Genomic DNA, 24,885 nt, shown 5'->3' on the forward strand with positions numbered 1-24,885 from the left:
AACTGCCATGCGATTTGCTGTGATGAATATTTTATATGATTCTCATTAAAGAATCAGCGCCTACATTATATATTATTCATGATCTTATCTATTATTAGTGATATAACACACACTACTTAAGTGGTTATGGAGGTCCGAAATGCTGCCTATCTGATTATTGGCAAGAACAAGTGAAGGGGGGGGGCGCCTGTCACTTATATTCCTTTAGACTACATGGTAATAATGAAAAGTTTTATAAAATAGGCATAACCGTTAACACTGTATCACGGCGCTTTCACAATATGCGCGATATGCCCTACGAGTTTGAGGTACTGGCAATCTGTAAATCATCCGATGCTCGTCGCATCTATGAGTGGGAACAAAGTATTCTGGAGCCATTTGCTCATAATACGCTACAAGCCTAAGATTCCCTTTGCAGGAGAAACTGAATGCTTCTCTAAATGCGAGGAAATTTTGAGTGTGTTTCCTGTATAGCTGAGCCAAATGAAAAGTCCCGCCGGACAGGGCAGGGTTAGGGGGTTAGTCATTACCGAGTAGATGTTGCAATCCGTCTCGGAACTTAGGAGACATCTTTTTGTCTAACCAAAACAGAAGAGAGGCGAGTGTACCTATACCCAAGAGCAGCAGGAGCAGCAATGCATACTTATTAATCTGCTCACTAAACTGGCGAAAGACGATATAACTCAAGTTTTGGTGGATCAAGTAAAGCGGGTAGCTCAGGCCACCCAACCAAGCATACCACCTCGACTGCCCTAAAGTCAGCTTGCCCTTTATTAGGAGCAGGAAGATGAGGTAGCACAGGGTAATAATGATGAATGCCACCGCGAAAGAGAACGGCTCTTTATACATCCATTCTTTAAAGTGCATTTCCTGCTGAGAACCATACAGGCTTAACCCATAGGCAGCGGCCAACAGTAAGTAGAGCCAGCGAGACGGCTTTTGTTGCAGCAAACAGAAAACCATGCCGCCCACGAAGTACGGCGCGTATTGGGGGAAAAGCAGAAAGGTGTAAGCACCTACCGTTTTATGCCCGCTAGCTACGGCGGAAAGGAGTAAAAGCCCAGCCAGCACCCAATTGATATGCTTCAGCCAACGGCTCACAATCAGCAGAGCTATTAACAGGTACAAGCATAACTCGATGGTGAGCGACCAGAAAACCGTATCCAAATCGGGTATACCCAACAGGGAGTGGAACATAGTCATGTTCGCCAGATAGGCCTTCAATCCTGCTTCCAGCTCTGGCCTCCACGCGGGTGTGTTATAAGCAGGCCCCCCAATACGGACCACCGCAAAGCAAAAGGTACACGCTATCCAGTAGGCAGGGTACAACCGAACCACCCGAGAAATAAAAAACTGCTTTACAGATTTGTTCTGGGCCGAAAGTAGAATAACATAGCCGCTAATGAGAAAGAACAATTCTACTCCTAAATACCCATACTTAAAGATGGCCCCAAGGCCAGGATATTCTACAGGGCTTAGGCGTTGCCATTGATACACCCAGTTATATCCGTGATAAAAAAGGTGATAGAAGAGAACCGATAGGGCAGCTATAAAGCGAAGTATATCTAGCTCGTGTAAACGCGGGCGTAGGCCTTGACTCATAAACGGAGGATATCCTTTTGCTCACACACTATGCGTGATACAAGGCCCAAAGTAGGCATGAAACCCCTACTATTTGCAGTGGTAAGAGACAGAATAACAAAGCCCCGCCTATCCGGCGGGGCTGTAGCACATCAGTGGCTGAGACTGTTCTAGCCTTTTTGTAGTTTCGGGTAAATCATATGAATCGGTTACTAAACTCTCGATTACAATGCTGGAAGGTATAATGATGCTATATGCGTTTGCTGTCGCTTTTCGTGTGATTTTCTGGGTTGTTGACCGCTTTGACTTGGGCTCCGAACCAGACAATTACTTCGGCCAGATGGATTATCTACTGGAGGATGATTTGGACTGGCACTCTCTTACCCCTGAGGAGAAAGCGTACGTTCGCAAGAAACGCCCAGAATATGAAGACTGGGAGTAAAAAAAGCCCCAACCTGCACAGGTCGGGGCTTTTTGGTTAAAAGAATTCTACCACGTCACAAAACAGGTTGGACTGAGAGAAGGAGTAGGCCGATGCCTTGATGCGCACTTGCCACGTATGCACGCCCACGCCGTTCACCGCCGTGGCGGTGGCCCGTACGGCACTAGCGGTAAGTACACCATCTGGGTTGTCGCAGGTGCCTTCGGCCCGCACAACGCCATCAATTAGCACTTCAAAGGCAGCGCCGCCGCCAGCAGTAGGCGTCTTGATGCGTACCCCTTGGCCGTAAAACTGCCCCCCATTGGTGCTGCTGTAGGCAGCGTCAATGCATGTACCATTGCCAGGACTGGAGTATTTGATGGCCCCGGCGCTCCCTTGCCCGGTAGGGTATGTCAGCCAGCCGCCATCCGGGGCATTGGTAACCGTGTAGACTACGCGGGAATCAGAATCCTCGATCGATAAGGGAGCAACAATACCCGTGAAGCCGGCTGGTACGCCTGTTTCCGCGGGTGGTGTGACCGACCCTGCCCCTACTTTCAGCCGCGCAAAGTCAAAGCTGACCGGCTTGCTTTCCGCCACCATCTCAATGCGGTAGGAGGCCATGGGCAAATCACCCGAATCCAGGAAGAAATCTGAGGTGAGGCTGGTAGTCGTATTATACGCCGTGGTCGAATCCGCTTGGCTACGCGTTTGGTTGTACACAATACCCCCGTCTGAGGTGCGGCTTATGCGTAAGCGCCAAATACCCGTATTGGCCCCGCGTAACGCCCCGATTTGCACCCGGCTACACGTCTCCGTTAGCTGCCAGATAACGCCAGCCGTGTTGGTAAAGGCGCCGGCTTTGCTGCCTGCGTAGCCATCGTAGTAGGTTGTCCCAACCCCTTGGTCTCCAGCGGCACCGGTACCAGCGGGGAATTCCCACTCACCGAGGTTTTCCGACTCCACAATGCGGTAGTTCTCCTGAACGGCTACCGTAGAGTAATTCAGGTTTACAGAGCTGTCCCGCTGGCCTTCTACTATGACGTGTAAGCCATTGCGCGCCGCATCAATGGCGCCCCAGCAGATAGGTGCATCCCGTTCCCGACCCGCTTGGGTAGGGTGTACATTGTCTTGGTAGTACGTGGTGTTGCTCGTGTCTTCGAGGGTGTCAAAGGCAAAGTCGCTCTGACGGTCTGCCAGACATTCTGCCCCTAATGCCGTGCGGAAATTCAAGCGTATCCAGGCATTCATACGCTGGACCAGTTCCTGCTGACGTTGGCGCACGCTTTCAGGATAGGTTTGGCCAACAATAATCCCTACAGAAAGAGCGGTGCACGCTATAGTCTTCACGCGAGGCCCGCGCGCCCGAATGGCCTGGTGCAACGCGATGAGTTTATTCTGAATGTTAGTAAGAATTGTAGCCGTGGGCGTGGTCGTATCGGTGGCGTACTGGCCACAATCGTTCACCAGCACTTCTACTAGCCAGAAGGTATCTACCGTGCTATCATAAGCAAAGGGCGCGGCAGCCAGGGCGTCAATCTGCTGCTGAATGGTGTGCCCGTTCTGCGAATAGTTGGCAATCATGCCTTTGTACTCCGGCAAGCCCGCGTAGTGCTGCTGAATCAACGTAGGCGTGCCTGGCGTGCCGTAGTTGTTGGTCATGATGCTGTCCCCGCTAACACCTGTCTTGAAGGCGTTTCCAGTTACCGTGGCCGCATTCACGGTTATTTGCACGGTAGAGGTGCCCGTACCGCCCTTGTTATCGGTAACGGTGAGCTTGAATTGATAGGTGCCCTGAACCAGCGCACCCGCCACAATCTGCGCCTGGGTAGAAGGCAAACCCGTAGCCTGGTTGGGCCCTATAGTCTGTTCCCACAGATAGCCAGTGATGGTGCCATCGGCATCCGTGCCTGCTCCATTAAGCACAACCGAGTTGGTAGGCAACGTGATAGAGGTAGCACTCCCTGCATTTGCCACAGGCAGCACGTTGGCCGCGGGGGCGGTGACCGTGAAGTACAGGGTAGCCGTGCCCGCGTTAGTAGTAGCGGTGATGTTGCCCGAGGTTGCCCCGGCGGGCACAGGTACCACGATCTGCGTAGCTGTGATGCTTACGGGTGCTGCGGCCGTGCCATTGAAGGCGACGATGGCCCCGGTTAGGTTGGTACCTGTTAGGATTACCTGAGCACCGACCAGGCCACTGGCAGGCTGCGCCTGGGTAAGCGTAGGACCTGGCACTACCACTACAACTGGGCCAGTGAAGGCCACGAGGTTGGCCACACTCATGCCAGCTGGACGGTTGCCAGAGGCCACCACCCTGCTCCGCACAGAACCAGCGGGATGCGGGCCACTCATACCAGGGAAGTACACCTTACCATCCTGCACGTAGGCATCTGCATGCACGCTATAGCCTGCTTCTTCAGCCGACTTTTCCAATTCATAATCGGAGGGCGAAGGGAAGCCAACGACCAGATCATGGTAGAAGATGTTGGCTACATCATCGGTGCGCGGGTTACGTGGGGCTACTGGCTGCGAAACGGTCTGACCGGAAATCCGAACTTTGCCTCCGACAACGGCGATGTCAATACCTGTTCCTTGTTCCAGCAAGCCTTTCAGCGAGGTGGCGGTCAGGCCTGCATTGGTCCAGAGTGAATCAGTATCATCTGCCAGCGAGTACACGCAGGCTGATACCGTTCCATCTGCTTCCAGTCGGGCCGCAAAGGGGCTGATTTGATCTGTGTCAATGGCTTGCACGGCTATTGGCGGCCGGCCCGCGGTGCGGCCAGACACCAAATAGGTAACGCCGATCTGCAGCTTATCTTCCTGCTGCAGCGCCACCATTTCAGCGCGGGTTTTCCGCACGTAAAGAGCCGTAGAAGTAGCGGCTGCAGCGGTGGGCAGCTGGGAGGCGTCGATCCTAAATTGATTTTGTAGCGAAGCGCTACCCATCATAAAGATGGCATCCTTCGGAAGGGGCGTTCCGAGAGGCCAGGCGTCGAGTTGTTCTAAGAATTCCGCCATTGCCTAGTGTAGTTTGAGGAAGTCGCCGGTGGGGTGCAGTACCAGCAGGTTATCAGAAGAAGGAGGCAGCACGCTGCCGGCATCGTCGCCATTACCCGCGCCCAGCCATTGCAGAGGTTCCAGAGTAGCGGTGCCGCCCGATAGTGGGTAGCGCTGCACCTGGCTCCATTCGTAGTCACCGGGGCACAGCATCGGCTGGCCGTTCACACGCAGGCCATCCAGTCGCAAGACCAGATAGAGCTTCTCGTGCAGCCAGTCCGGCAGGGCAATGGTTTCCAGCAGAATACCGCGCTGGGCTGTGCTGCTAAGCAGGGTAGGCGTTCCAGAGCTGCTGCGGTGCACAGAAGAGGTGCCGCTGGGCTTGCGCTTGTAAAAGGTGCCTTCTACCCGCAAGCGCGAGATATTGCCGGTGGTGAATACCATCCCGTAAGCATTATCCCTATTGCTGTATTCCAGCAAGACCGTATTGGGATGATACTCCGCGAGCAGTACGAGCTCAGACAGCAGCACCGCATCGGGCTGGGTTGCATCGGTGCCGCGCAACTCCACCTCATATTCGCCGGCTGCTAACGTCGCCCAGTTAAGGGCCACTTCCCATACGTTGAAGGGGACGACGCTCAGTTCCCAGCGCACCTGCACATTGGCGCCGGCGCCGGTCCAGGGGCGAGAAAGTAGTAGGTAGGTGCTGCCATCACTGGCCAGTCCAGTTTGCCGCACGACGTAGGTGCCGGAAGCCCCACCCTGTAATTGTACCCGAACGGCGCGCCGCAAGGTTTCTGGCATGGGGCCCGCTGTGATCGTGAGCCGGGTAACGCCACTGGCATCTTCGGACAGAGTCACAGCCACCGGATCCGCTGTGCCAGTATAGCGCTGCTTTAGGGTGAAGGGCAGCGTAGCCACCACCGCGCCGGTAGCTGGCCGGCGCACACGAGCGGTAACGCCAGAGTAGTCGGTAAGCACCTGCAGAGTGTGCGTATCGCTGCGCTGCACCTTCTGTCGATACGTCGGCCGCACGGTTTGATCTGGCCTGGACTCGTGGCAGAACAGGGTATTATCAGGCGTCTGATAGACAGAAATGCCATCAACAGGCGCTTCTGCCACGAATCGCAACGGATTGAGCAGGGGAGCCCGGAAGGAGGGGATTCTTATGGGAGCCGTGTACTGGCAGCTGCCATCTTCAAAGCTGGCTCCCGCGTTGTAGTTCAGGGCGGCTTTATCCGTGCAGCCGCCCTGCAGGGTAGCGCTGATGGTAAAGTCCTGGCTAATCTGCTGCTGAGGCGTCGAACTATCTTTAATCAGGGCCGTGTACGACCCTGGAGGGATGCCCGTGATTTCCACCCAGCCGTTGGCGTCGACGGCCACAGGCTGAGGGGTAATGGCATTGGTGAGGAACACCGTGGCGGGCCGTGTCCCACCTGTAATCTCTATCTGCACACGGCCAGTTGCCTGGCCTGGAGCAGGAGCGAAGGGCGTGAGCCGCTTGAGCACCATCGCGCCAAAGCCGCACTCGGTGCTGTTCAGCGTGTCTTCGGAATAGAAGCCGCCCTGGCCATCATGGATGTAGGCCCGGCGCGTGGTACCTATACACTCGTGGTAGATCTCGCCCTCTACACTCTCATCCGGCGGGCGCTCCTGGCCTAAGTCAACGGTGTAAAATCCGTTCGAGAAAGAATCCCGGTACAGTACGTTCCGCTTGACCGTATCGAAATCCCAGGTTTCGATGGAGTAGTACACCGTATACACCCGGTCATCTGCCGGATCGAACTCAGTATGATGCTGAGTATAAACTTTCTTGAAGGGGATATAGGCCATGGCTACCGAGCGGAATTAGTGTGGCAGCGCAGCAGGGTGAAATCGGCCTGTTGCCGGCTGAGCGTGTGCTTGAAATCGAGAATCCACCCTTCAGCCCGTTCGCCGCGCTCGGTGGTAAAGCGAACCCGACCAGTAGGCCTGGCCAGCACACGCACAGCATCACGCCAGGTGCAGGGGGCAGTAAAACTGTAAGCCTGATTGAGCCACAGGGGAGCACCCAGATCAGCCACTGGGATATCAGCGTTTTCCACCACGGCCGTCGCCTCACCAAACAGGCGGGAAGCGAAGGCGTTGTTACCCTCACCGAAGCGGAACCGCACCGACTTGCTGCGCTGGGGCTGCAGGCCCGCTGCTAGCACGGGCGCATGGCGCCGTAGCACGCGAGCCGGGGAAAGGCGGGCATTGTAGACGGTATCGGGGGAGAATACCCCGGTTAGCTCCGTAAAGAGCTGATTGCGTTCGGTCACGAAGCCGCGCTCCGCATCCCGCAGCACGCAGATCAGAAACAGGTCGTTATCGGCGCCAGTGTCAGTGGTCGAGGTAGCATCGTAGCGGTTGCGCCGCACCGACTCGATATAAAAGCCCGACGTGATGTATTCGCCCACGGCGGAATAGGTACCCTGAATAAGGGATAGGGGCAAGCTCCATTCCCGGCGGGTATTGAACTCATCCAAGCCGTTCACCTGCTGGGCCTGCCACTTGCGGTAGCCGGTTTCCACTTGGTTGTAATAGCGGTCGGTGAGCTCACGCTCCACCAGGTTGCTAACCAGTGTACCCTCTTTATCGGGCAGCGCGTCGCTAATGGACTGGGCAAGCTCTAACACCACTTCATCCGAATAGAAGTAGCTGGCCTGCTCCACTCGTACCACCTCCTGGCCAGTAGGCAGCCGCTCAATACCAGTGCCCAGCCACCACGCGTCGCTAAGCGAGCCAAACAGGCCCTGCCACGTAGCAAACAGGCTCTTTTCCGCCAGGGGGAAGCCCCGGGCCTGAAAGCCGCCGGTGACATATGTGAGACTGCCCTCGCCATCAACTGCGTAGGCCGGGCTGGTATCGGTGCGGCCAAAGAAGTCAGACCGGAATGCTACCGCGCTATCGGTAGTGGCCTGGGCCAGACGGTCCAGCGCCTCATAGGCCAGTAGGCCCGGGCACATCGTGGCGTCGGTCTGGGTTTCGGCCTCCATCTTGAAGTAGGAGCCGGGCAGCATATCTACCAAAACCGTGAACTGATAGGGGCCGATAGCGGGCCCACTGATATCATAGACGTGCAGGCGACCGTAGAAATAGACTTTATCGCCTATCTCCAGCGTGCGGGTCACCTTGTAGGGAGCGGTCAGGTTGTAGCGGAATTCACCGGCAATACCCGACTCGCGAAAGCTGGCCAGCTTGACCGGCTGCTCGTTGTTGATGCGGAAATAGACCTCGCCATCGGCCTTATCGAAGTCGCCCCGGCCGTTGGCGCGCTGAATACGCAGGCGGCTGAGCAGGTTGATATCAAAGCTGAAGCGGCCACGCTCGACCGTGGTGTAGATGGCCACTTCGGGTGAGGTGTTGCCCGTAGGCACTGTCACCCCACCACCGCCCACTTCCTGTACCCCGAAGTCATCAATGGCGGGCGAGCCGAAGCCGAAATACAGCACCTTAAACCGGCTTTCGCCATCGGTGACATAGTCTGGCAGCGGGGGCAAGGGCGAGGCAGGCGTTACGGCTTCGTAGCGCTTGCGAATAGCTTTGCTGTGCAGCTCTACCGACACCGGCTCCAGAGCAGCCAGCGACGTGCCACTGATGGAATCACGGCCCAACAGATCTACCGTGGTATCGGCGCGATTGAGAAACTTCTGGGTAAAGCCCGTTTTCTCGGCTTGGCAGCGGAATTCGGTTGCCGTTTCACTGCGGCCGGTAAAGTCCAGACGCCCCTGGTAGTAAACATGCCAGAGAAAGTCATTCGGATCGAAAATCTCAATCAGCAGTTCTACCTCTGCTTCAATACCCGCCAACTGGTAGGCCTGGGATAGGTACTTCTTCGCCTCCTTGATGAACGCGAGCTCTACCGTGTACTCGGTAGTCAGGCCGTGCAGCTTGCCATCGCGGTGCAGCTGAGCACCTACATCTTCCCAGCCCCGTGGGTCATGCTGCGACACCAGCGAGCCGAAACGGCTGCTGAGCAGGGTGAAGCGCAGAAGTGGCTGATTTTGTTCTAGCACCGGCTAATTATTGTTGTACAAAATACACAACAATAATCCGAAAAACCTACAGCCCTTCGGGGTGTTCACGCTGCTTCTTGCGCTCCAGCCAAGCCAGCCGGGCCTGGAATTGAAACACAGGCAGGTTGCCCGCATCGGGGGTGCCGGTTTCAGCCAGCAAGGCGCACAGGTTCTCGAAGTTGCGGTGCATGCTGGTGAGCACGTTGTCGGGGTCGCCGTCGTGGAATACGTCGGGCCGGGCTGCTTCCAGCAACCACCTGTCTACCTCTTCTACGATCTTCAGGTAAGACGCCTCGCCACTGAGCAGGTAGTCACATAGTGCCAAGCCCCGCTTACGCTGCTGACTCGCGATGGAGATGGCTTCGCCCTCGCCGTTTTCACGCTCCGGAAACAGGTCCTTTAGCTCAGACGGTAGTTTTTTTTTACGTCTTCGACTTCCGTCGTTACCATTTCCATCGTCAGGCCATACTCACTGACTTGTTCCAGCAGGGCCTGCAAAGCGGCTTCTGAGTAGTCCGTAACCGGCTGGCCATCTACTTCGGCAATCAGGCAGCCAAAGGCCAGCTGCTGGGGCGAGAACTGCTCCAGCGCGAAGTGAAACGCGTAGTGCAGGTTGGCCAGCTCCGTGCCGGCTTCCTGGAGCATGCCGGCGGCAATCAGCTGGCCAGTGCGACTGAAGCGCTGGTTGATATCGTCCGGAGTAGAGCCAATCCCGCCTTGCTGCACGATATAGGTGTTGAAGGCCAGGTGGCGCCGCGCCGGCAGCTCGTGCACGGTCTGGTACAGCTTAATTGAATGCAGAGGATTGAGCGAGAGTTGACGCATATATTGATGTGTATTTTAACCAACTATATAAAGATAAAAAAGCCCTGCTATTACTAGTAGGGCTTTTTTCATTAACAGTGATTTGGAATCCAATACTGCTTTTCAGCAGTACGTAGCCTTCCCCATCTATCTTGTAGCTCGGTTGCCCAAAGGACAGCTTTGTAAGCGCCTACCTTGACTGCGAGTTTAGCAATGCCGACTACCACCTTTATCATTACACGAGAAGATAGAAAAGGCGTATAAGCCTTGAAGGCAATGACCGTGCAGTTTAGAAGTTCTCCATAAAGCCTTGCAACTTCAGGATTATCAACACGGCGAGCGTTACGAGTAGGCTTGATTACGCTGTGATCGATTTGACGCATTGTCCTGAGGATAGATCCAAGATTGAATGAGTGCTTTACAGCATCAAATTCAAGTGTCACCTGGTTCGTTCTCTCAATCAACCACCGAACAACGGCATAGTCACGCTTGGTCAAAGCTTCCTGATGTGATTCATGGATAAACTGAATCATATCTGATCGTACCTCGCAGAAACGGAACATTACTTTGTCATCTCTTCTCATTTTGAAGAGATAAAAAGCAAACCAGATCTGGAATGTTATTACCGGAATAAAGAGCAGATAGATCATTTTCTAGCGTTTCTTCGGGATGGTTGATGTGAAGGTGGGGTAACATCAAATTTTTTATCGAGCTGAGTCAAGTAAATGTCTCGGTATCGATCATTGTCTTCCCGTAACCTCTTGATCTCACTATTTTTTGATCTTATCAAAGTCACCATTAGGTAACTTATCAAACCAACCATAGCGAAAAAGAGGGAAATTGTTAAGGCTTTTGCCCAACCAAGCGCATTAAAAAGTTTGAGAAAACTGTCTGTGAACTCACTGAAAGTAGAAGCTTCTTGTAGTAGTAAACTCATGGGTAAAGTAAAGCGCCCAAGAGACTAATACATAGATTAATTCGGGCTAAATAACGCCTGAAGTTAATCGCTTATTTCACTTCAATACTAATTCACAGACTTAAAGTTTAAACTTTAGTGAAAATGATATGATTATTTGACGCTGCGAACATATATATAAGGTACGTACGCGCGTGCATGAGACCTTTCTTAGGCATTGGAGCGCACCTTCAAGCATTAGTCGTTGCGCTTGTGGCGCTTATTGGTGTGCTGAATAATGTTGCTACCACGGCGCTCAAACCGCTGCATACCATCTTCGGTCATGCGATACTCCGGCCGCTCGTACCAGGCTTTGATCAGCCGGTCGTTTTCTCGGCGGTTCGCTTCTGCTAAGGCATGCACGGACCGGTTATCGACAACCGGCGCCGACAGCCGCTCGATAGCGGTAGAGGAGCGCGTAAGTTCCTGCTGGTAAGGTTGGGTAAGCAGACGGTTGTTGATAAAGCGGTTTTCCCGCACGATGTCGCGGGTTTCGCTCGCGGTATGCACCGTGGCACCCTGGGGCAGGTAGGTAACAGTAGGGCCGGCGAACATCTGCGCGCCACCACTGGGCGTGCTCACAAGCTCCGCGCCCCGCTCACCTACCATGGCCCATTCCGCCGGACCACCATCACGCCCTTTGAAGTACTGGGGTATTGGCCGGGCTACGATAGCTGCGGCCTGGGCCAGGCCCTGGGCAATAACAATAGCCGACAGGATGCCCGCACTGATACCGAAGTCAGCATAGCGCGTGCCACCACCGGTGCTGAGCACAGAAGTAACTGCCATAGCCGTGTTCAGCGCCACGTTGAAGAGGGCCGCAGTTTTATCCGCTTTGGCCTGCTTCTGCTTGATGGCCAGTTCGCGCTTGCGGAACGTTTCCTCAATCTGGGCTTTTAGCTCTTCATTCTCGCCGGCTACCTTCAGCTCTGCATCCTTCTTGAGCTGCACATCCTGCAGCTCGCGGTTGCGGCGCTGGGCCCCGATTTCGAAGAATGAATCCGATAGCTGCTGCAGGTTTTGCAGGCCTTCAATGATGAGCTCGCCCTCGTGCTGGCGTAGCTCGTCTTTCTTCTGCTGCAGCTCGCGGGCCCGCTGCAGCGCAGCCTGATCCGCTTCGATCTGCCGCGCCCCGTCCTTTTGCAGGTTGATGACCTGCTGTAGGGAGTAGTCATTATCGAGCCGACGGAGTTCCTTATAGTAGTCGCGCTTGCTGATGAGGCCGGCGGCCAACTGGTTCTCTAAGGCCAGCTGGTCCTGCACGTACTGCTTAGCCAGATCAGAATTAGCGAGGTCCGAGTTGAAGGGGCGGGTGCTGGTCAGCGCCTGCTTCCGCTTCGCTTCGGTATCGGCTTCAATCTTGGCAATCTCTTCGGCGTTGCCCTTAGCCGCCCGTATGCGGGCATCGTACTCAATTTCGATAATCTCTAGACGACGCGCTGAGGCATCCAGCGCCGCCTGTTGGCGGGTCTGGTAGTCGTTCTGCTCGTTCTGAGCGATCAGGTCGAGCGTGTCGATTTCCTGCTGCAGAATCAGCTTATCTACCTCGCCTAGCTGATCGAGAATGCTGTTGCGCAGCGCGAGCTCGTCCTTGGTGAGGTCGCGCTCAATGCCCAGCATCTGCTCGGCAAACGCTTCACGCAACCGGATGCGGGTTTTCTCCAGCGCCTGCTGCCCGTTGATCTGGTCTTTATAGCTCTGGGCCGCTTCCCGGATCAGTTCGTCGCGCTCCAGCTTAGCCAGACTACGACGCACGTCGGCAGCCTTACGAGTCGCATCCAGGCGCACTTCTTCCGAGTTAGCCGGGTTTTCAGCTTGCCGGTTGAGGTCGGCTAAACGAGCCTCCAGCCGCTGCTTTTGCAGCTCATATTCAGCCTTAGCGACATCGGCAATGCTCTTTTTCTTCTCCTTGTCCTTTTCAATGGTGGTATCCTCGCCATCGATCACCTCCTGCACCACCTTGGTGCCAGCTTTGCGCACCGAGTTGAGCGCGGCCTGGGCATTAGCTACGTCCTGTTGCTGCTTTTTCAGCAAGGCCCCGTTGTCTTTCAGGCGAATTTCAGCGTCCAGCATGGCCTGAGCCGCATCCAGCTCTTTCTTACTGAACATCTGGGTGCCCTGGCTATCGACCTGCTTAATACCGATTTTGCCGAACTCATCGCGCAACGCCTGCCGGTCCCGAACTGCTTGCTCCAGTTCCTTCCGACGCTCCGCACTCATGCCGGACAGGTCCAGCTTGGCGGTGGCGCCTGATACCTGCTCTGTGAGCTTAGCCTGCAGCTTCTGGGTAGCTTCCACAGCGGATTCCGCGTTTTTCAGCCCCCGCACCAACACTCGCTCATTTTGGGTAGCCAGCGCCTGTCGCGCCGCAATAGCATCCCGGGTAGCCCCGGTATTGAGCTTAAACTTGCCAGTTTCCTTATCCAGCGATACTACCGAAGCGCCTAGCGTTTTCTGCAGCTTCAGCGCCGCGTCGGCCATCTCTTGTTCCTGGCCAGCACTACGGTTGGTAGCACCCGCTAGCTCCTCATAGCGGTTCAGCAGCTTTTCGGCGGCTTCTGCCTGATTGAGTAGGGCTTTGGTGCTGGCCGCTGTAGCACCGAACTGCTCCACACTCACCGGCTTTACCAGCTTGGCTTTGGTGGCCAGGTACGTGAACCCATCGGCGGCCTTGCCCAATAGGCCTACCAAGCCGGAGATGTCGCGCCGGGTATCATCTAAAAATGACTTGAGGCCCTTACCCACGGCGCCATCCGTGACGAAGTCTACGATGCTCTTCTTCGTCTTTTCCCAGGACCCGGCCAGGTTGTCATTCACCAACGCGGCTTCTTCGGCCAGTGAGGTGCCGTTCTGCAGCTGCTCGTTGGCCGTTTTCTGGCGCTCCGCAAACAGTTCGGTGTTTTTGGCCAGTGTGGTGATGGCATTTTTGGCCTCCCCACTGGACAGCTTCAGCGTGCCGAGTAAGCGGTTGAACTTGGTCGTGTTGGTGCCGCCCGCGTTCAGGCCGCGCAGGAACAGCTGAATAGCGCCCTGGAAGTCGGTGTTGACGAGTCGGCGGAACTCGGTCAGGGTCAGGTTGGAGTTGGCAAGCTTGGCAATGGCAAAGCTTTCCTGCGTCTTCGTCGAGAGCGTGTTGAACAAGCGGTTCAGGGCGGTGCCGCTGGTTTCGGCATTGGAGCCGGTTTCCTGCAGCACGGCGGCGTAGGCCAGTACGTCTTTCAGGCCCAGGCGCGCGTTGGCAGCCGTAGCACCTACGCGTAGGGCTACGTCAGTCAGGAAAGGGGCGGTGGCCGCACCTTCGGCCCCAATTTCGTTGATAGCCGAGCCGATGTCAAGCAGGTTCTGATTCTGATCCGGGCCCAGCGTTTTGCGGAACACCATCTCGATCTTGCCGAGCTCCGTCGCGATTTGCTCCGCGCCGCCGCTGAAGTCATCACCCAGAGCCTGCACGGCGACATCGATGGCCTTGGTGTAGCCCTCAATCTCATCCTTACTCTTGCCCAGCTGACCGCCGACTTTGGCAATATCGAGCAGGCCCGACAACGAGGTGCGGGTATCGAGCTTCTTTAGGTTGGTGGCAAGATTGTCGAACTCCTCTGCGGTTTGCCCCGTGGTTTTGCGCACGGCAACCGCCTGATCCGAGTACTGGACGTTCTTCTCGAACAGTTGCTGCAACCCCGTAGCCAGGCCCTGCAATCCGTAGTAGGCGCCGGCAAAGGACTGCACCAGACCGCCCATGCCTTTCTGGATGTTGGCGGTGAAGCCGCTGGCCTGGCCTGATTGCACGCCGTACTGACGTAGCTGGCCATTGACCTTGCCCAGTTCAGCCTGCGTCTGCTCCAGTTCAGCTTGGAGCTTATTCTGCTGATCAGCAGTAAGCCCGGTGGCGCGCTGCTGTTGCTGCAGCGCTACGGTATCCGCTTGAAGTGCCGTTTTCTGCCGCTCCAATGCCGACACGGCTTCCAGAATGCCCTTGGCATAGGAGCCGACCTCGCGGAAGTTCTGGTTGAGCTCGCGGTCAAAATCTTTGAGCTTCTGGGTATTGTCGTAGAACTGGAGCTTGAGTTTCTGGGCCGCTGCGTTGGTGGCATCGAAGCCCCCGGGCATAGCCCGAATCTGATCACCCAGCGCTTTCGTGTCGAGCGCGAGCCGGTTGTAGGATCCGGAGACAGCAGTCAGTTCCGAATTGGTGCCCCGTATCGCTTTGCTGAGCTGATCCGTAGCCGCTTTCGTTTCCACGATGCGGGCCGCGTACACCTTCATCCGGGCGATGTCGCCGGCGGCATAGGCCTCTTTCAGGCCCTGCTGCTGACGCTTCAGCGAAGCAGTCAGCTCGTCAGTCGCTTTCTTGGCGGCCCCACGCACCGTGTTCTGGCCATCCAAGGCCTTCTTGTAGTTGTCCTGCTCTCTTGCCAGTGCCGCTACCTGAGCAGACAGGGCCTGCAGAGCACCGCGCTCTTTCTCACTGCTGACATTGGTCTGAGCAATGCCGTTACGAGTGGCCTGCAATGAGGCCTGCACGGTAGCCAGGCCCGTAGCGATGCGCTGGGCATCTGCATCCAGCGACTTGGCGAGGTTCTTATAGTTGCGGTTGAGGCCCTGAACGGACGTGGTGAACTCTTTGAGTTCCTGAGCCCCAGGGCCCAAGGATTGAAAGAGCTGCTCGTAGGAAATAGGTCCGGCCATGTCGCGTTGATATTATTGGGTAAAGTACACAACAATAGAGCGGATTAGCAACAGTGGCCTAGGCCACTAACTAGGTTGGCTCAACTATACCCAGGACCTTAAACAGGCGGTATTGATCGGGGTCCCAGGTCAGCAGCACGTCCAGCGTTTCTTCTCCCTGTTCGAAATAAAGCGTGATGCGGCCGGCGCGCACACCTTCTTCCCGGAGGCGGCCCAGCACGACAATGGGGCCCATGGTCAGCACATACAGTCCAGCCGTTACCTTTGGGTAGTCCGGAGCGTACACGCGCTCTGTGGCGACGGTGGCACCACTGGGCACGAGTGGGGCCATTAGCTCCGTGGCAATGGTAAAATAGTCAAGGTCTGGCTGCAACAGCCGTAAAGTGGATGGGTTACCCGCTGATCTATCTATACAAAAGGCAGTCATTTATCCGGATTTTACTATTTCAATTCTGTTTGTACATTTACAATTCTGTTGCAAACATAACACCAATCTATATCCTTACACCACCCCAAAAAGAGAATGAAAACTATCAATTCGAGAATTGCGCATCTGATTGCTATAGAGGGGCTAAACAATAATTCATTCGCCAAAAGAATAGGCGTTTCGTCCACTACTATCAGCTACTTGGTAGGGGAGAGGCAGAGCCGGCCGGGCTTCGATGTGATCGAGAAGATTGCGGTAGCATTTCCTGACATCAACATGGACTGGCTGATCCGGGGAACGGGCCCGGAACGGAAGCAGGCCGGCAAAGCACCTGACACCTTCTGGAGCCTGATGCAGAACGAACGTAGCCGCTATGGCACGCTAATGGGGCTGCATGGCAGCTTATCGGGCGACTTTGATGTGGTGCTGGGCGAGTTGAAGACAGCATCGAACTAACTGCAACAAAAAGCCCTGCTATCACTAGCAGGGCTTTTTTGTGTCTCTGTACTTTACCCCAAGGTAGCGCTAGGGCAGCGGATAGTTGGGCAGCTTTGCACTATAAGGAACAGGTTTATAAATCCTGGCTATTCTTTTACAAGGCACCCTAGAACCGCTCTTAAATAATCCAAAAATTAGCGCAAGGTTAACTTATACGTTTCGGTTCGGACTACTTCACCATGTTCAGTAAGATTTTGTAGAGAAGCGTAATAACTAATAGTCACTGGGGTTTGATAGCCTATTTTTCTAACAGCTTCTTCGATAGCGCTGTATGATATAAATAGTCTGAACTTAGAAAAAGCAGCGCCATTACTCGATGGCTTGAAACTATCTGCCGTTGTGAGATTATCAAATTCGTCATCAAATTTATCTTTTGCGCCTAACTGAGTTGAGTTTACATAAAAGTAAATTATTAATCTGCAAGACGCGTCTTTTGAGTTGTAGATCTTGAAGTCACTTTGGAACATAACCCCGGTCATACCTTTCCATCGAGCATTTTCCGTTTTGTCTAGCGTTAGTATACTTCCACCACGTGAACTATTAGGGGCGTCTATTATTGTGCCTGACTTGACCGAATTTGAATTCAATGGGGTGCTATCGTTCGGGTCGTTCTCCTCAGTTGTTGGGCCTCTTGGTACAGGGGGGGATACTGGGTTGGAAACAGACCCTATTATGGTTCCATCAGGACCAATTTGTGAAGGAAGGAGGCCTGTAAGCTTTGTCCCATTTCCGCAAACATTAATTATACTTTCGCATGTGGTACCTTGGGATACACCGTTAATATATTTATCACTACATGTAGACTTGTATACCCCTGTTTTGCCTGTTTTAGGATCGGTACAAAGCACATATTTGTATCTTACATTTCGCTCTTCTACTTGAGCAAACGCTTCAATACCATAAGTTGATATTGACAAGAGAAAAGCAACAATTGAATTACCAATATATTTAGTAGCCATCTTATTGTTAATCAAGTTAAACTGATTCTGCCAGCATATGACTTTTGGGCAGACGGCTTTACAGAGGTCGTCTTTATGCATACAAGTCATGATATATATTAAAATACTAATTTTTTTTAATATATACCTACATTAACGCTGCCTTTTAATTATTATCCCTCTCACCCCATTACCTGAGCCTGCACTGCTCGACACAGGGCCGCCGATGGAAACGCACCTGCTACCCACCACCAAGGCAGGCCTAGCAGCACAATAGCCGCAATACACAAAAACAGCCCTATCCAAAACCCCAAACACAGGTCGCATCGCCGAAACCAAGTAGGCCCGTGCACCTCCCAGGCCTGCAGCCAGCCCCATTTGGCAAAGCAGAACATCAGGGTAGCCGCCGACAGGGCCACCAGTATCACGAGGGCCAGTAGCTCCGTTAGCATAGCACGTTCAGCATCGAGATTTCCAGTTGCACCCGAAAGCAGCCGAAGGGCCACCGCAGCGCCTGCTGTGCCTTCACGCTTTCCAGCGAAAAGCCCCGGTACACCTCTTCTGTCGCAGTGTACACGCGTAGCACTGGGACGGCGGCCTGGTCCAACACGCGCAACACGTCGCGCTGAAGCTCAGGGCCGAAGTCGTAATTTTTCGAGGGGTCTACTTTGGGCAGGTGGTAGTGCACGATCAGGTCCACGCCCTGCGTCAGCTGCAGCGTACCCATGTCGAGCGAGGCTGCATCCGGATTGACGGCCGGGCCGGTAGGATAGAAGAAGCTGTGGGCGGTGATGTTATCGTTGGGCAGCACGTCGCGGTACTCCGCTTTGCCGTCGTACACCGCTGGATAGTAGATCGTTTTGTTGTTTTCGGTGCGGCCAGCGCGCACAGCGCGGCCGTAGGCCACCTGTAGCCAGGGTAGCGTGGCCATCTGCTGCTGAAGGCGCTGCAGCTCTTTGTCCAGGCCTACTGGGCTGGGAATGGCAGGCGCCTGGGGATTGAGGTAGGAGACGGACATCAGTTGGCGAGTAAGCGGATGTATTGGCCACCGAAGCGCTTTTTATAGCGCAGGTAGGCCTTGAGTACTTGGTTGAAGTCTGCTCTGATGTGCAGGCTCCTGCCACACCAAAACACGCTGCATACCGGATATTGCTCTTCTGGATATTGGGCCGGTTCCACTGCCGATGTAACGCCCGACGCTTGTTCCCATTCCCAGGCACCTATGCAGGATTCTACCTGGTTGGTGTCCTCATTCAGCCAGATTTGCTGTGCCATAAAGACAGTGCCGCCGTTGGCTTCAGAAAAGTGTGGTTGTTGATCCGTATCCGTCATACCCCTAAGATACTACGCGTTTTTTCGAGCAATTCCGGCTTTACATAGTCCTGCCGAAACTCCTCTAAGGTGTCTTCAGTGAGGCCTAGAATCTCCTCGCCGTACTTCTCTTGTAGCTCGTCAGACTTCGGATCAGTGGCCACCATTTCGAACTGCTTGCCGCCTAGATTGGCCACGATTGAGGTGTAGAAGTCGCCTTTATCTCGCAGCGTTACCCGGTCGGTGGGCTGGCCTTTGATTTCCTTGAGCGTGCGAGTCAGGTCAGCATATTCCGGGGTGATATCCTTGCCGGTGCTGTCCTTGCCCTGGCTGAGCTGCTCCGTGTTGGCATCTTCCAGAAAGGCCGTATTGTCCCGAACCACCTGCTCAGTGGCCAGCTCCAGCGCCTGGGGCAGCCGCTGTAGGCCACGGGCCAACTCGTCTAGGCGGTCCACAGCTAGATGGTTTTAAACTTGACAGCACCCGGCTTCGGGGCGCAGGGCAGGCACGTCTTGGAGATGCCCGACAAATCGACCTGTAGCGCACTCTTGGCGGTTTCCAGCTGGGTGAGTAAGCCTGGTTGCCCATTGCTACGGTTGTTGAGCTCCAACAGCGCGAGGGCATCCGTTTTGTAGGCGCTGCTGTTGTCGCGCGTCGAGTAGGCCAGTACCTGAAGCAGGTCTACAGCCAGCTGCAGCCGCAACGCTACCTCAAATGCTGGCAGTTGCCTAGTTAATGCGTTAGTAAGGTCACAGGAGGCTTCTAGCTGCAGATTCAGGCCCCAGTTGGTATCGGAGTAGTAGGAGAACAGAGTCGAGTAGAGCGGCTCGTCAGGGGCGGCCAGGTAGGCAAACGGCAGCACCTGCACGTAGGGGCTCCACTGATCGTACTGCATGTAGGCATTGCCACAGCACTGGCCAGGGCGCTGCTGTAGGTTCTGATCGAGCCGAATCGCTTGGCCCTGCATATCATCCTCGTAGTAGCCGATGTACCAGGTGCCACCTTTCTTGCTGCTGAGCACGAGGGGAGTGGCGAGGTTGCTCCATTCGAAATACACCCGGTCGAGACGGGGCAGCGGCAGCTCCTGCACGGGGGCTGTCAGATCGGAGCTGTGGAACACATACAGCTTGAATCCGGGCTCCGGCTGCGTGAACTGAGTCCCTACGGCCGTCACCCGCACCGACACATCGGGCTGATCCGCTCGCATGCGCACTGCGAGGCCTACAAAGCGGCCCTGTCGAATGATCTTGTCGCGGTACTGGCCACTGTAGTTAGTGAGTGGCTGATCCTGTAGGAGCCTTTTGCCAGTGCCGGTGAGCTGCTTCTGGGTTTGCCAGTCCGTCAGCACCTTCGTGGCGGCCGTCACCCGGGCAGTGTCCAGCCACTGGAGAAAGCCCGTCTCTTCCAGCTGTGGGGCGGCCAGTCGCAGGTTAGCCAGTGTAAGCAGCGGATGCACGTCCTGCACGGCGACAGTGCCTTCAGGCGCCAATAAGGTATCGGGGAGTTCGGGCTCGTCGGTGGCGCCGGCATAGCTGGTACGGTAGCCGACGGTAGCCGCGAGCAGGGCGGCGAGGATGAGTGGTTGGAACATGGCGGGAAATAGTCAGATATGAAAAATGCCCGTCCCGAAGCCGGGCCGGGCATTTTCTTATAAAAGGGCACTCTTGGCTAGAACCTAGGCCGCGAGCTTCTGCTCTACCTTGATGATGGGGAAGAAGCGACCAGCCTCATCAGAGGTATACACCTTTACTAGGCAATAGTCAGCACTCCACTCCATAGACTCCACTGAAGTGCGGGTCAGGCCCTGCAGCTGCACGGCAGCTGAGGTAGCTGACTCATCAGAACAGTCCTGACGGTAGTACAGGCCCATGGTGCCCAGGCCGGGCACGTCCTGCTTAGTCCATTCGCGCACTGGGTTTTCAGCACCACCATGCGCAACACCACGGTCGCAGTCTGGGTCGATACGCGACACGATGCCGACGGCACCGTTGCCTACCAGGTACTGCACAGCGCGGTTGCCAGCGCCAGCAATCACGCGGTTAGACGAGAAGAACGAGCCTACACCGTCCAGCACGTAGCTCAGGTCGCCTTCGTCGGTTGTGCCTTGGCCCTGAATCTTACGCACATCGGCCATCGACATGGGGTTGGCCAGCACGTCAGGCGTACCGGTCAGGTCCATCGTTTCCAGAATCGACTGGATGAAGTTGTAGTAGTCCAGACGCTCCGCATCCGATACCTGCAGGGCATCGTTGGCTTCAGGGAAGTAAGCCAGGATAGGAGCGGGGAAATACTGGTTTTTGCTCAGCTCCAGGTGGTCTACACATTTCTGGTCCAGCAGGGTCATAGCGGCCAAGCGGCGCGCTTCGAACATGCGGTAGATGTAGTCCTGCTCACCCAGCTCATTGTTAATGAACTGCGAACGGATGATAGGGAAGCCGAACGACAACGTGAAGAATTCGAACGTTACGAGCTTCGAATTCAAGCCACCTACCTGCACGGCGCAAGTGCGCGTGTTGCCGATGGTGGGGTTGATGTAGTCGATGACAGGAGCCTGCACGACACGGCCGAAGCTGTTTTCCAGCGCGGTTTTAAGCTCTCCCGTAATTGCACCTGTGGGCGAAGCAGTCTGCTTGCGGTAGAGGGAGAGGGCACCGAAGTTGGAGCCGCGTAGTTCCAGCGAGTCCAGGCCGCCGGGACCACGGCGGTAGCGGGTGCGGACGTTCTGCTTAAGGGTTTGGGCGAATGAGGCCATTTTCTTGAGAGTGAAATAAATGAGGTGAAACAGATCCTGCCTCGGTCGTCCCGTAACCTTGCAGAGGGTAAGCGTAAGCGTAAAACGGAGCCGGCAAGCGTCCCTTGCCGCCGGGTCCGGTAGTTCTATCGCATCGGAAGTTTGTCGCCTGCCAGGCTATCCCAGGCGGCATCGTACTCCTTGGTGTCCTGGCCTAGGCCAAGCTCCATGAGGTAGTCCATCAGTTGGCTCTGCGACTTTACAGTGGCAGGCAAAGAGGTCGGAACTGCCTTGCGGCCGGTGCCACCTGCACCACCTGCACCACCATTGCCACCCTGGCCACCAGCACCACCACCAGCACCCGGCTGGCCATTATCGACTACATCCTTCAGCAGATCGGCCAATAGGTCCGAAGCCGTAGCGGGCTGGTTGTCCTTGTTCAGGGCCACCTTGCCATCCCGGAGGTAGACGACGGACTCAGTGCCATCAGCATTCTTCTGGGCGGCTGCCATGCCGACAATCGCACTGGTAGCGTTATCAACAGCCAGCTTGCGTAGCGACTCGGGAAGGGCAGCATTCAGCTTTACTTCGCGCAACCCATCCCGGATATCGAGCATAACATCCTTCTGGAACAGCTTGGTGTCGCGGTCCTTGATGTCGTTCTGATAGGTTTCCTCCTTTTTCTGAAGGGCCTCCAGTTGCGCTTTCAGCGTTTCGTTGCCGTTGCCATCCTTGATCTGCTTCTCTAATTCCGCAATCTTGGTTTGCAGCGGCGTGGTTGCCTCTGTGACGCTGGTTTTCAGACCACCAATGACGCGCTTGGCGAATTCGTAGGTCTTCTCCGTTGGATTCTTGGCAATGCCAGAGGTATCGAAGATGTCCTTATCCAAGCCATCGTAGATCTCTTTGGTTTTGGTGCCGATGAAGGTGTTTTCCTCCTCTGCGGTGCGCGCTACGTAGCCTTGGCTTTTAACGGCACCTACGAGGTGATCCTTTAGAGCAGGGTTGGCTGCCACGGCAGCGGTCAGCTCTTCAGGGGTAAACGTATTGTCTGTGATGGCCATACTGAGTCCCGTTCAGTCGGTAGTTATGGGTGGGAAATGATTATGCGGTATTCGGTGCGGATGGGAGAGGAGAAGTGAGCCGGCCCCGTTTGATCCCACCCGCTGGGACCGGCTCAGGTCGCTTATGCAGCGTCCGTTTCCTCTTCTTCCTGCTCCTCGCCAGCGGTGCTATCCTTGGCCTTGATCAGGTCGATCAACTCGTTATAGCCAACAGCTGGAGCTACCTCGTTATAAAGCTGCTGATAGCGCATTTGCGCATCCTGAAGAGTAGGCAGGCTAGCCAGGGGCTGAGCAGGTTGCTTAGGCTCACCTGGCTCAGCAGGTTGAGCAGCTGCTTTGGCTACAGCCTTGGGGCGTGGGTCGTGCAGAATCGTCTGCTTGTCAAACTCGGCGAACGAGTTGTTTTCTACCATGCGCTCAAACTGGGCCGGAACCAACTTTACAACTTTCGATTCCTCTACATACTTCTTGCGCACCGGATCATTTACCTCTTTGGTGAGCTTGAGGTGGATGCGGTCAGCTTCATGGGCAGGAAACTCATAAGAGTCGTCGGCATTGCCTTTGGCCTGCTCAATATCCTCGCCGCTAAGCTGCTGGCTCTGGAGCGTTTTGAGGTCTAGTTTCGCCTTTGCCGCTGGTTTCGATGCGGTTGGCGATTTTGGGGCTTTCGTTGACATAAGACAGAAGAAATGAAGTGATGGATTCGAGCTTGATGTGGTAAGGCTGCAGCGAAGCGAAGCGGCGCACATCCATCTGCTCGGACTCGAAGCGGGTGAGGTAGCGGCCGAAATCGACTTTCAGCCGCATTAGGCCTAGGTCGAATAAGTCCTTGGCCATGGTGTTGCTGTCGGAAGTAGCCAGGGCAATCATGGTCAGGATCTGCTCGACCGAGTATTCCGGATAGGGCTCCAGATCGGACAGGATCCGCATGCGGTCCAGCTGCGCCGGGTTGTTGCGCCACTGCGTCTGGTAGCGGAAGTCGCGGGCCTGGCTCAGCTCATACACGGGCCGGCCGGCTTTGCGGGCTTCGGCTTCTTCGGTGGCGAGCTGCTCCGGGGTTTTGAGGTAGAACCGCTCACCCATCGACACGAATGTGCCGCGGTACAGCGGGCCGTAGCGCAGCTTGCCCTTGGTGGTGAGGGTCCAGGCGCGGGCGCGCTCGATAGGCTTCTTGAACTCCACCAGGACATCCTGCTTGATCTCAAAGCCACCCTGCACCTGCTTGGTGTTCTTGGCTTGCTCGTTGCTGGGCTCGCCACCACCACCCAGAACCGAGCGAAGCAGCGCTTCCCGGCGGCGCTCCTGCATCAGCTGGACATGCTCCAGCACAGGAACCGACGGCGTCACCATGCCAACAGGGTCGCGGGTATCGGGCATCTCCTTGGAGGGAGCCGGTACTTCCACGTAGGAACCGGGTCCGATCAGCTCACGAGCTGCGCAGGAGGGGCATACCTTCTCGGAGTAGAGCGGGCGCTGCTCCCCATTGCTGAGCGTTTCGTAGCCTTTGATAAATGACACAAAGCCACCCTGGCATACTTCACCTTCCCCGCCCTTGTAGCCACATTCCTGCTCGAAACCCCACATGATAGGGAAGGTGCCATGCAGGCGGTAGTACTCGATAGCGGCATCCCAGAACACGTAGCGGTCCAGAGAGCCCAGCACCGACGACAGCGGGGCACGACGGGCAAGGTTGGTTACCCCATCCATCGCATCATCCCAGAGCACACGCGCTGGGCAGTAACCTAGGATGTGCGGGTTGCGCAGCACTTCCGTCCACTCTTGCTCGCCACGGGGCTTCTCGAAGATGCAGTAGGCCGCATCATCGTAGCAGGCCATGCGCTCGATCACGAGGTCTGAGCCTTCCTGACGGCGCTCTGGCAGCACGAACAGCACATACTCACAGGTCCCATCCGAACGGAGCGCTACGTCATACAACTGCTCCAACTCCAACAAAAAGACGTAGGGCTCCGGACGGGAAGTGCGCTGCTCAGCGGCCATATCGACCACTAACAGCGAGTGAGGGCGGGCCTGAATAGCCTGAAACGCATCACCAGACCAGAACTCCGACTCGCGCATTTGGGTGCGGTAGGTTTCGAAGTCCGTCTCCAGTTCAGGCGTGGCCAGTTCGCACTGCACCAAGCCATCCTGCGCCTCAAACACGCGGCGTAGGCCCGTGCTGATATCTTCTACCACGTCGGTAGAAGGCAGGGGAGCCGGTACGCACTGCTGCCAGCGGGTGAACTTATCCTTGGGCAATAGGCCCTGCGCATACTCCCGAATGTAGCGCCACCCTTCCGGCCGGCGGTCCGGGTCCATGTGCGCTATGGCGTGCAGCTGGAGGCGCTGCTCGTGCCGTAGACATGCCTCAATGGCCCCCGCGTTGGCGGGGGCCTGGAGAAGCTGACGAACCTGATCGGGAGAGAGAATCATTCGGG

The 24,885-nt window shown here is 55.6% G+C and carries 20 protein-coding genes and 1 pseudogene; 2 read left to right on the forward strand and 19 right to left on the reverse strand.

The features are described 5' to 3' along the window. Positions 1–170 precede the first annotated feature (170 nt). Positions 171–404, forward strand: coding sequence for a GIY-YIG nuclease family protein (locus CFT68_RS21430; protein ID WP_141106414.1), 234 nt, complete (start codon positions 171–173; stop codon positions 402–404). A 115-nt stretch (positions 405–519) separates the two neighbouring features. Here CFT68_RS21430 and CFT68_RS03025 read toward each other — a convergent pair whose 3' ends face one another. The 9 genes and pseudogenes from CFT68_RS03025 to CFT68_RS03075 form a co-directional block, all read right to left on the reverse strand. Beyond that, entirely contained in the window at positions 520–1,602 is a 1,083-nt protein-coding gene (locus CFT68_RS03025; RefSeq protein WP_088841943.1) for an acyltransferase family protein, read from the reverse strand. A 457-nt stretch (positions 1,603–2,059) separates the two neighbouring features. Continuing rightward, entirely contained in the window at positions 2,060–5,020 is a 2,961-nt protein-coding gene (locus CFT68_RS03035) for an SGNH/GDSL hydrolase family protein (RefSeq protein WP_141106415.1), read from the reverse strand. Positions 5,021–5,023: 3 nt separating this feature from the next. Continuing rightward, the gene (locus tag CFT68_RS03040) at positions 5,024–6,832 is read right to left on the reverse strand and encodes a copper resistance CopC family protein (RefSeq protein WP_088841946.1); all 1,809 of its coding nucleotides are present in this window, start codon (positions 6,830–6,832) and stop codon (positions 5,024–5,026) included. Positions 6,833–6,834: 2 nt separating this feature from the next. Continuing rightward, complete coding sequence (locus tag CFT68_RS03045) at positions 6,835–9,036, reverse strand: hypothetical protein (protein ID WP_088841947.1); 2,202 nt, start codon at positions 9,034–9,036, stop codon at positions 6,835–6,837. Positions 9,037–9,082: 46 nt separating this feature from the next. Continuing rightward, complete coding sequence (locus tag CFT68_RS03050; protein WP_088841948.1) at positions 9,083–9,361, reverse strand: hypothetical protein; 279 nt, start codon at positions 9,359–9,361, stop codon at positions 9,083–9,085. Positions 9,362–9,435: 74 nt separating this feature from the next. Continuing rightward, entirely contained in the window at positions 9,436–9,861 is a 426-nt protein-coding gene (locus tag CFT68_RS03055) for a hypothetical protein (protein ID WP_088841949.1), read from the reverse strand. A gap of 71 nt (positions 9,862–9,932) precedes the next feature. Next, a complete protein-coding gene (locus CFT68_RS03060; protein WP_088841950.1) occupies positions 9,933–10,490 on the reverse strand; it encodes a hypothetical protein in 558 nt (185 codons plus the stop codon). Positions 10,491–13,477: 2,987 nt separating this feature from the next. After that, positions 13,478–15,481: pseudogene (locus CFT68_RS22365) on the reverse strand (phage tail tape measure protein); the annotation flags it as partial. Positions 15,482–15,551: 70 nt separating this feature from the next. After that, positions 15,552–15,854 (reverse strand): hypothetical protein, encoded by a 303-nt coding sequence (locus CFT68_RS03075; RefSeq protein ID WP_088841953.1) that lies wholly within the window; start codon positions 15,852–15,854, stop codon positions 15,552–15,554. Positions 15,855–16,004: 150 nt separating this feature from the next. Here CFT68_RS03075 and CFT68_RS03080 point away from each other — a divergent pair, with 150 nt between their 5' ends. Then, a complete protein-coding gene (locus tag CFT68_RS03080) occupies positions 16,005–16,364 on the forward strand; it encodes a helix-turn-helix domain-containing protein (protein WP_141106416.1) in 360 nt (119 codons plus the stop codon). A 176-nt stretch (positions 16,365–16,540) separates the two neighbouring features. On the opposite strand, the gene CFT68_RS21435 is transcribed toward CFT68_RS03080, so the two are convergent. From CFT68_RS21435 to CFT68_RS03125, 10 genes are all read right to left on the reverse strand, one after another. Continuing rightward, on the reverse strand, positions 16,541–17,446 hold the full coding sequence (locus CFT68_RS21435) for a hypothetical protein (RefSeq protein WP_141106417.1): 906 nt from the start codon (positions 17,444–17,446) through the stop codon (positions 16,541–16,543). Positions 17,447–17,526: 80 nt separating this feature from the next. Further along, entirely contained in the window at positions 17,527–17,796 is a 270-nt protein-coding gene (locus CFT68_RS03085; RefSeq protein ID WP_088841955.1) for a hypothetical protein, read from the reverse strand. Next, on the reverse strand, positions 17,790–18,362 hold the full coding sequence (locus CFT68_RS03090) for a hypothetical protein (protein WP_088841956.1): 573 nt from the start codon (positions 18,360–18,362) through the stop codon (positions 17,790–17,792). Before CFT68_RS03090 ends, CFT68_RS03085 begins: the two co-directional genes overlap by 7 nt. Next, on the reverse strand, positions 18,362–18,676 hold the full coding sequence (locus CFT68_RS03095; protein WP_088841957.1) for a hypothetical protein: 315 nt from the start codon (positions 18,674–18,676) through the stop codon (positions 18,362–18,364). The genes CFT68_RS03090 and CFT68_RS03095 overlap by 1 nt, the downstream gene beginning before the upstream one ends. Then, positions 18,673–19,110, reverse strand: coding sequence for a hypothetical protein (locus tag CFT68_RS03100; RefSeq protein WP_088841958.1), 438 nt, complete (start codon positions 19,108–19,110; stop codon positions 18,673–18,675). The genes CFT68_RS03095 and CFT68_RS03100 overlap by 4 nt, the downstream gene beginning before the upstream one ends. A gap of 2 nt (positions 19,111–19,112) precedes the next feature. Next, a complete protein-coding gene (locus CFT68_RS03105) occupies positions 19,113–20,246 on the reverse strand; it encodes a hypothetical protein (RefSeq protein ID WP_088841959.1) in 1,134 nt (377 codons plus the stop codon). A gap of 84 nt (positions 20,247–20,330) precedes the next feature. Next, positions 20,331–21,407, reverse strand: coding sequence for a hypothetical protein (locus tag CFT68_RS03110; RefSeq protein ID WP_088841960.1), 1,077 nt, complete (start codon positions 21,405–21,407; stop codon positions 20,331–20,333). A 125-nt stretch (positions 21,408–21,532) separates the two neighbouring features. Then, positions 21,533–22,450 (reverse strand): hypothetical protein, encoded by a 918-nt coding sequence (locus CFT68_RS03115; protein WP_088841961.1) that lies wholly within the window; start codon positions 22,448–22,450, stop codon positions 21,533–21,535. Positions 22,451–22,572: 122 nt separating this feature from the next. Continuing rightward, positions 22,573–23,127, reverse strand: coding sequence for a hypothetical protein (locus tag CFT68_RS03120; protein WP_088841962.1), 555 nt, complete (start codon positions 23,125–23,127; stop codon positions 22,573–22,575). After that, complete coding sequence (locus tag CFT68_RS03125) at positions 23,036–24,880, reverse strand: hypothetical protein (RefSeq protein ID WP_088841963.1); 1,845 nt, start codon at positions 24,878–24,880, stop codon at positions 23,036–23,038. The genes CFT68_RS03120 and CFT68_RS03125 overlap by 92 nt, the downstream gene beginning before the upstream one ends. Positions 24,881–24,885 lie beyond the last annotated feature (5 nt).

This window comes from Hymenobacter gelipurpurascens (genome assembly GCF_900187375.1).
Lineage (GTDB): Bacteria > Bacteroidota > Bacteroidia > Cytophagales > Hymenobacteraceae > Hymenobacter > Hymenobacter gelipurpurascens.